The sequence below is a fragment of the Prosthecodimorpha hirschii genome (genome assembly GCF_001305515.1).
Taxonomy (GTDB): domain Bacteria; phylum Pseudomonadota; class Alphaproteobacteria; order Rhizobiales; family Ancalomicrobiaceae; genus Prosthecodimorpha; species Prosthecodimorpha hirschii.
The window spans coordinates 6,316,514-6,323,789 of record NZ_LJYW01000001.1; the positions used below are offsets into that span (position 1 = coordinate 6,316,514).

Sequence of the window (7,276 nt, forward strand, 5' to 3'; positions counted from 1 at the left end):
GATGATCGAGGAGCACCACCGCCCGGCGATCTTGCGGCGCGGCGTCTGGGTCGCCGGCAATCCCACGGCCGCGCGGCAACACCGGTCGTTTCACCTGTGGTCGGCCTATAGCCGCCTGCAGAGCTTCGAGCGGATTGCGCGCGGCTGGATGAAGGCCAAGGGCCTGCCGGACGCCGAGAAGGTGTTCTTCAACGACGTGCTCGGCCGGGCCTATCAGGTCGCCGGCGAGGCCCCGGCCTGGGAAACCCTGCGCAACCGCGCCGAGGAATCGGGTCACCGGCTCAACACCATCCCGGCCTGGTGCCTCGTCGTCACCGTCGGCTGCGACGTGCAGGGCGACCGGGTCGAGTGGCAGGCGGTCGGCTGGTCGCGCGACGGGCGCCGGGCGATCATCGGCCGCGGCCTCGTTCATGGTCACATCTCGGAGGAGCAGACCCGGGCCGGCCTGGACGATTTCCTGCGCACCACCTGGCGGCACGCCTCGGGCCGCGATCTCGGCATCGACATGCTGGCGATCGACGGCAACGCCTGGACCGAGGAGGTCTGGGGCTGGGCGCGGCGCCATCCGGCCAGCCGGGTGATGATGGTTCGCGGTGTCGCCAACGAGGCGGCGCCGCTGTTGGCGAAAGTCAAGCGCGAGCGCAACCCGCGCACCGGCAAGATCCTGAAGTATCAGTCTCGCTTCTGGCACTTCGCGACCAGCGTCCTCAAGATGGCGCTCTATCGCAACCTGCCCAAAGACGATGCGCAGGCGCGCGGCTATGTCGCCCTGCCGCGCGGCCTCGATGAGGAATTCTTCCGGCAGCTGACCGCCGAGCGGCGGGTGCCGAAGAAAAACCGCCGCGGCTTTGTCGTCCACGAGTGGGTCAAGGACGACGGTCAGGCCAACGAGATGCTGGATACGCATCTTCAGGCCGAGGCGGCGGCGATCAAGTCCGGCGTGCGCGAGATGCCGGATTCGGTCTGGGATCGCCTTGAGGGCGAACGCGGTCTGCCGCTCGCCGGCGCGCAGGGCGACCTGGAGGACCTGCTGCTGGCGCCCGCGCCGCTGCCGCGCCCGATCGGTCAGCCACCCGCACCGTCCCCGGTAGCGTCTCCGCCGCCGGCGCCGCCACCCGCTCCGCGATCGCCGGCATCGGACGGCGACGATTGGTTTTCCGGTCGAGGGGATTGGTTCTGATGGCCTTCGTGCAATCCGATCTCGACGCGCTCGACGCGGCCATGCGCGGCGGCGTCAAGAGCCTGCGAACCGCCGACGGCAAGACGATCGAGTACCAGTCGGTCTCCGACTACCAGCGTCTGCGCGCCATGATGCTGGACGACATCGCCGCCGCCTCGCCGGCGCGCGTCTCCCGTTCCCTCGTGGTCGGCCACGACCGCGGCTGAGGACCAGCCCTTGAACCTCATCGACCAGCTCGTCGGCCTTTTCTCGCCGGCCCGCGGCGCCGCGCGCATTCTGGCGCGCCGGCAGTTCGACCGGCTGGCGCAGCGCGACTACGACGCCGCGGCCCGGTCCCCACGCACGGCCTCGCTGCGCGGCCGCGGCACCTCGGCCAATGTCGAGATCGGCGCCGCGCTGACGACGCTTCGCGACCGTGCCCGCGACTTCGAGCGCAACAACTGGATCGGCGCCTCGATCCTGGACAAGGCCACTGGTCTGGCGGTCGGGACCGGCATCCAGCCGAAATGGGAGACCGGCTCCGATCGACAGGATCGGGTCTGCACGAGGCTCTGGGAAGAGTGGTCGCAGGACGCGGATGCCTCGGGCGAGATCGCCTTTGCCGGCCAGCAGGTTCTGGCCGTGCGATCGATGATCGCCTCCGGTGAGGTGCTGGCCAGAATGGTGGTCGGCAAGTTCGAGCCGCGCAAGGTGCCGCTGCGCGTGCAGCTGCTCGAAGGCGACCACATCGATTCCACCGCCGACCTGATGCGTCAGCCGCAATCGCGGCTCGGCATCGCGCTCGGCGACTGGGATCGCCGCCTGGGCTACTGGCTCCACCCGCAGCATCCCGGGGAATACACGCTCGGCGGCACGTCGCTCGCCTCGGTCTATGTGCCGCGCGCCGAGGTCGCCCATCTCTATCGGCCGCTGCGGCCGGGCCAGTTGCGCGGCGTCAGCTGGTTCGCGCCGATCCTGCTCGGCGCGCGCGACTATGCCGACCTGATGGAGGCGCTGGTCCTCAAGGCCCGGATCGAGGCCTGCTTCGCGGGCTTCGTCGAAAGCGATGCGGAATCCGCGCTGGCAGATATCCTGCCCGGCCAGCCGACCGCCGAGGCGCCCGGCTACAAGCTCCAGCCCGGCACGATGACGCGCCTGCGTGCCGGCGAGAAAGTCAGCTTCGCGGCGCCGTCGGGCGCCGGTAACGGCCATGGCGAGGTCGCGATCCGCCAGCTGATGGGCCTTGCCGCCGGCGTCGGCCTGACCTACGACCAGGTCACCGGCGATCTGCGCCAGGCCAACTATTCGAGCCTCCGGGCCGGCAAGATAGAGCAGCGCCGCCTGACCGAGCAGCTGCAATGGCATGTGCTGGTGCCGATGTTCCTCGAGCGCGTCCGCCGCGCCTGGGTCGACAGCGCCATCCTGGCCGGCGCGCTGAAGCCCCGCGCCGACGGATACGCGGCGACCTGGATCATGCCGACGGTCGAGCCGATCGACCCGCTGAAGGATCTGGAGGCGGACATCCTGGCGGTACGCGCCGGCCGCTGGAGCCCGCAGGAATTCATCGGCGCCTGGGGCCGCGATTGGCGGTCGGTGATGGATGATTTTGGGGCCTTCTCGGCGGAGATCGACGCCCGGAAGCTCGGTTTCGACATCGACCCACGCGCGCCGCGCGCCAAGGCGCCGTCCGCGAAAGCCTCCGATCCGGCAACCGCGGCAGCCGATTCGCCGGCTGCGCCGGACCCCGCCAACCCGTCCGACCCGGCCGCGCCGGACCCCCAGACCGGAGCCTGATATGACCCGACGCCGCAGCGCCGCACCGCAGCCGCGCATGACGCCCGATGGCTTCCTGCCAGGTGCCCAGATCGCTCGCGAGGCCGGCCAGGATCAGGCCGTGCGCTTCGCACCGGCGAGCTACGACGCCACGGCCCACACGGTCGAGGCGGTGCTGTCGACCGGTGCGCCGGTCACCCGCTGGGGCATCACCGAGGTGCTGGCCGTCTCGCCCGAGGCGGTCGATCTCGGCCGGGTCGGGCTTGGCCAGGTGCGCCTTCTCGACAGCCACAACCAATATGAGCTCGATGCCATCCTGGGCATGGTCGAGTCCGTGCGCTTCGAGGGCGCCGCGCTCATCGGCCGGATCCGCTTTGCGGAGTCCGCGCGCGGCCAGGCCGCCGAGGCCATGGTGCGCGCCGGGACCGCAACCGGCATCTCGATCGGCTACCGCGTCGAGACCTGGACCCTCACTCAATCCGCGCCCGATCAGGGCACCGAAATCTGGACCGCGACGCGATGGGAGCTGCTCGAAGTCAGCCTCGTCAGCGTCCCGGCCGATCCGCTCGCCCTGGTGCGAGCGGCGTCCCCGGCGGCCCCGCCGCCCCCCGCAGAGGAGAATGACATGCAGCGCAACGCGCCCGGGGCGGCCGATCCGACCCCGACCCCGCCGTCCCAGCCGACCCCGACCCAGACCCTGGCCCCGGCTCCGGTCCAGCGCGCGGCCGATCCGGCGCCCGTCGCGCCGCCGGCCTCGCCGCCGGCCAGCCCCGATGCCGCGGCGATCCATGCCGCCGCCGGCCAGCGCGCTGCCTCGATCGTCGACATCGGCACCCGCGCCGGCATGAGCCAGGCCGACATCACCGCCGCCCTGGTCGACGCGACCGTCACTCTCGACGCCTTCCGGGCGCGCGCCTTCGATGCGCTGGCGGCGACGCAGAACCGTGCGCCGACTTCCTCGGCGCGCAGCACGATCCTCAGCGATGAGGGCGACGTGCTGCGCCGCAATCTCGGCGAGGCGATCTATCACGGCGTGCGCCAGACGCGGGCGGTCAACGAGGTGCCCGAGGGGGCGCGCGCCTACATGGACCACACGGTCGCCGAGCTCGCGGCCGTCATGCTCGGCCGCAATCTGCCGCGCACGCTGGCCGCGCAGATCGAGGTGCTGGAACGTGCCTTCCACACCACCTCGGATTTCCCGATCCTGCTGTCGAACTCGCTCAATCGCGTACTCGATCAGGTCTATGGGGTCGCGCCGCAGACCTACCGCCGGCTGGCCCGGCAGCGCAACTTCACCGACTTCCGCGCCCACGAGGTGCTGCGGCCGGCCGATTTCCCGACGCTCCAGAAGGTGCTGGAGAACGGCGAGATCAAGATGGGCACCGTCGGCGACGCGAAGAAGGAAAGCCTGACGGTCGCCGCGTACGGCATTCAGTTCGGCATCTCGCGTCAGGCGCTCGTCAACGATCGCCTCGGCGGCCTCAACGAGGTGCTCGCCTCCTACGGCACCACGGTCGCCCTGTTCGAGGAGATCGTGTTCTATTCGCTGTTCGCGCAGAATTCGGGCGCCGGTCCGACGCTCCTGGAGAACAGCCGCGCTCTCTGGCACACCTCCAACGCCAACCTGACCGCGTCGGCCACCGGCGCGATCGACGTGACCAAGCTCTCGACCGGCCGTACCGCGCTGCGCAAGATGAAGCGGCTGGACGGCAACGTCATGAACCTGTCGCCGACCATCCTGCTGGTCGCTCCGGAGCGCGAGACCGAGGCCCAGCAGATCACCGTCGCGGTCACCCCGACCCAGGCCGCGAACGTCAATCCCTTCTCGGGCACGCTGCAGACCGTCGTTTCCGCCCAGCTCGGCGCGCTGCCCTGGTACCTGTTCGCCGATCCGGCCGTGCTGCCCTGCTTCCAGTACGGCCTGCTCGACGGCTTCACCGGCCCGCGCCTGAAGATGGACGAGCCCTTCGGCATGCAGGGCATCAAGGTCTCGCTCGAGCACGACTTCGGCTGCGGCGCGATCGACTATCGCGGCGCCTGGCAGAATACCGGCGCCTGACGCCGCACCCTGCCGGCATCGCGCCGGCAGGGGCCACCTTTTCGCGGCCACCGCCAAGACGGCGGGTCGCCTTCACATCCGCTCATGAAAGGACAGCGCCATGGCCAACAATATGGTCCAGTGCGGCGATCGCATCGATGTCACCGCCCCGTCGGGCGGCGCCACCTCCGGCAAGGGACTTCTGATCGGCACCATGTTCGGTGTCGCCGCGCTGACCGTGGCGCAGGGCGACGTGACCCCGATCATCCTCGAAGGGGTGTTCCGGATGGACAAGGCGACCGGCGAGGCATGGAGCGTCGGCGCCGCGATCTACTGGGACAACACCGCCAAGAAGATGACGACCACCTCCTCGGGCAACACCAAGGTCGGCGTCGCCACCGTGGCGGCCCTGTCGGCCGACACGGTCGGGATCGTGCGGCTGAACGCATCCTTCTGAGGCCGCCCCCGTGAACGCCTTCGCCGACGGCCTCGCCGTCCTGTTCGCCGACCCCAACATCGCCACGCCTGCGCTCTGGCGCGCCGGCGGGGCCGGGGCCGGCGTGGCGGTGCGGCTGGTCGATGCCGCGCCGGACGAATCCGTCGGCTTCGGCGAAGCGCGAGTGCTGGCCTCGGCCCGGCGGGTCGAGCTGCTGGCGAGCGCCGTCCCGGGCCTCGCTCGGGGCGACACGCTGGAGATCGCCGGCGTGGTCCATACCGTCCTGGCGTCGCCGCGGCGGGCGTCGGACCGGCTGACCGTGACGGTCGACATCGAGGCCTGACAATGCGGCTCAAGGCGGCGATCGTCGGGCGGCTCGACGAGGCGATGCGGCGCGAGGTCGATGGCGGCGAGAAGGCCGTCGGCTCTGCGCTCCAATCGGTCGCGCTTGGCCTCAAGGCCGATCTGCGCGAGCAGGTCCGCGCGGCAGGGCTCGGCGACCGGCTCGGCCGCACCTGGCGGTCGGAGACCTATCCCCGCCGCGGGGCCGCCTTGAGCGGCGCCGCGCTGGTCTGGTCGAAGGCGCCGAAGTTGATCCGCGCTCATGACACCGGGCCGGTCATCCGCTCGCCGAACGGCTTCTGGCTGGCCATCCCGCTGCCGGCGGCCGGCAAGTCCGGGCTGACCGCGAGCGGCGGAAAACAGCGCATCACGCCGGGCGCCTGGGAACGGCGCACCGGTCTCAAGCTGCGCTTCGTCTATCGCCGCAACGGGCCGAGCCTGCTGGTCGTCGACAATGCCCGCATCGGCCGCTCGGGACTGGCCGCCGCCAACGTCTCGCGCCGCAAGGGCATCGTGTCGACCCGGCTCGCCGGCCGGCAGACGGTGCCGATCTTCCTCCTGGTGCCGCAGGTCCGCCTGCGCAAGCGGCTGGATGTCGAGGGCGCCGGGCGCGCCTGGGCGGCCCGGGTGCCGGGCCTGATCTCGGAGGCCTGGCCGCAATGACCTCGACCCGCGAATCCGCCTTGTCGGCCCTCGCCACCGTGCTGGCGGCTGCGATCCCGACCGCCGAGATCGAACGCAACGCGGCCCTGCCGGAGACCATCGCCGCCGGCGGTCGCGTCGTGATCTTCGACGGCGACCCGGGCGAGCCGGAACGCACCCTCGGCGCCCAGCCGGCCTGGTACTACGAGCACCGGGCCGAACTGGAACTCTTCGTGCCGGCCGGCACCGGCCAGGATGCCGCACTCGATGCCTTGCTGGTCGCGATCGGCGCGGCGCTCGCCGGCAACCCCACGCTCGGCGGCGCGGTGCAATGGGCCGAACCCGAGGCGCCGACCGTCGACCTGCTGCCGCCGGACGGCGGCGGCCGCCCGCTCAAGGCCGCAGCCGTCAAGGTCATGCTGGCCTATTCGACCGCCTCTCCCCTCTGACCCGCCCCTGACAGGAGATTGCCATGGCCCGCGCCCAAGGCGCCCAGACCGCGCTTGCCGGAGTGTTCGAATCCGTCTACGGCACCGCGCCCGGCTCGGGCTTCATCGCCCTGCCGTTCAATTCGACCACGCTCGGCTCCGAACAGGGCCTGCTCGCCAGCCCGGTGCTCGGGCTCGGGCGCGACGCGCTGAAGCCGTTCCGCGACGTGATCAATGTCGACGGCGAAGTCGACGTGCCGATCGATATCGCGACGATCGGCGTCTGGCTGAAGGCCCTGCTCGGCGCGCCGTCGACCTCCGGCACCAGCCCGAAGACCCATGTCTTCACTTCCGGCGGCCTGACGCTGCCGTCGCTGACGATCGAGAAGGGCTTCGCGCAGGTCCCGTCCTTCGAAATGCTGACCGGCCTGAAGGCGGACGAGATGTCGTTCAGCTTC

The 7,276-nt window shown here is 71.0% G+C and carries 9 protein-coding genes; all 9 read left to right on the forward strand.

The features are described from left to right. Position 1 precedes the first annotated feature (1 nt). A complete protein-coding gene (locus ABB55_RS31245) occupies positions 2-1,180 on the forward strand; it encodes a terminase gpA endonuclease subunit (RefSeq protein ID WP_054361734.1) in 1,179 nt (392 codons plus the stop codon). Continuing rightward, entirely contained in the window at positions 1,180-1,386 is a 207-nt protein-coding gene (locus tag ABB55_RS27780; RefSeq protein ID WP_054361735.1) for a phage head-tail joining protein, read from the forward strand. The genes ABB55_RS31245 and ABB55_RS27780 overlap by 1 nt, the downstream gene beginning before the upstream one ends. Before the next feature lie 10 nt (positions 1,387-1,396). Beyond that, positions 1,397-2,953, forward strand: a complete 1,557-nt coding sequence (locus ABB55_RS27785) for a phage portal protein (RefSeq protein ID WP_054361736.1) — start codon at positions 1,397-1,399, stop codon at positions 2,951-2,953. A gap of 1 nt (position 2,954) precedes the next feature. After that, positions 2,955-4,991: a prohead protease/major capsid protein fusion protein gene (locus ABB55_RS27790; protein ID WP_054361737.1), complete on the forward strand. Its 2,037-nt coding sequence runs from the start codon at positions 2,955-2,957 to the stop codon at positions 4,989-4,991. A gap of 100 nt (positions 4,992-5,091) precedes the next feature. Beyond that, positions 5,092-5,427 carry a DUF2190 family protein gene (locus tag ABB55_RS27795; RefSeq protein ID WP_054361738.1) on the forward strand — a complete coding sequence of 112 codons (336 nt, stop codon included), beginning with the start codon at positions 5,092-5,094 and terminating at the stop codon, positions 5,425-5,427. 10 nt (positions 5,428-5,437) lie between these two features. Continuing rightward, positions 5,438-5,749 (forward strand): head-tail joining protein, encoded by a 312-nt coding sequence (locus ABB55_RS27800; protein ID WP_054361739.1) that lies wholly within the window; start codon positions 5,438-5,440, stop codon positions 5,747-5,749. Between the two features lie 2 nt (positions 5,750-5,751). Further along, complete coding sequence (locus ABB55_RS27805) at positions 5,752-6,411, forward strand: DUF6441 family protein (RefSeq protein ID WP_054361740.1); 660 nt, start codon at positions 5,752-5,754, stop codon at positions 6,409-6,411. Continuing rightward, entirely contained in the window at positions 6,408-6,839 is a 432-nt protein-coding gene (locus ABB55_RS27810) for a hypothetical protein (RefSeq protein WP_054361741.1), read from the forward strand. The genes ABB55_RS27805 and ABB55_RS27810 overlap by 4 nt, the downstream gene beginning before the upstream one ends. Before the next feature lie 23 nt (positions 6,840-6,862). Next, positions 6,863-7,276, forward strand: a 414-nt coding sequence (locus ABB55_RS27815) for a phage tail tube protein (RefSeq protein WP_244472139.1), incomplete at its 3' end; no start/stop codon positions are given.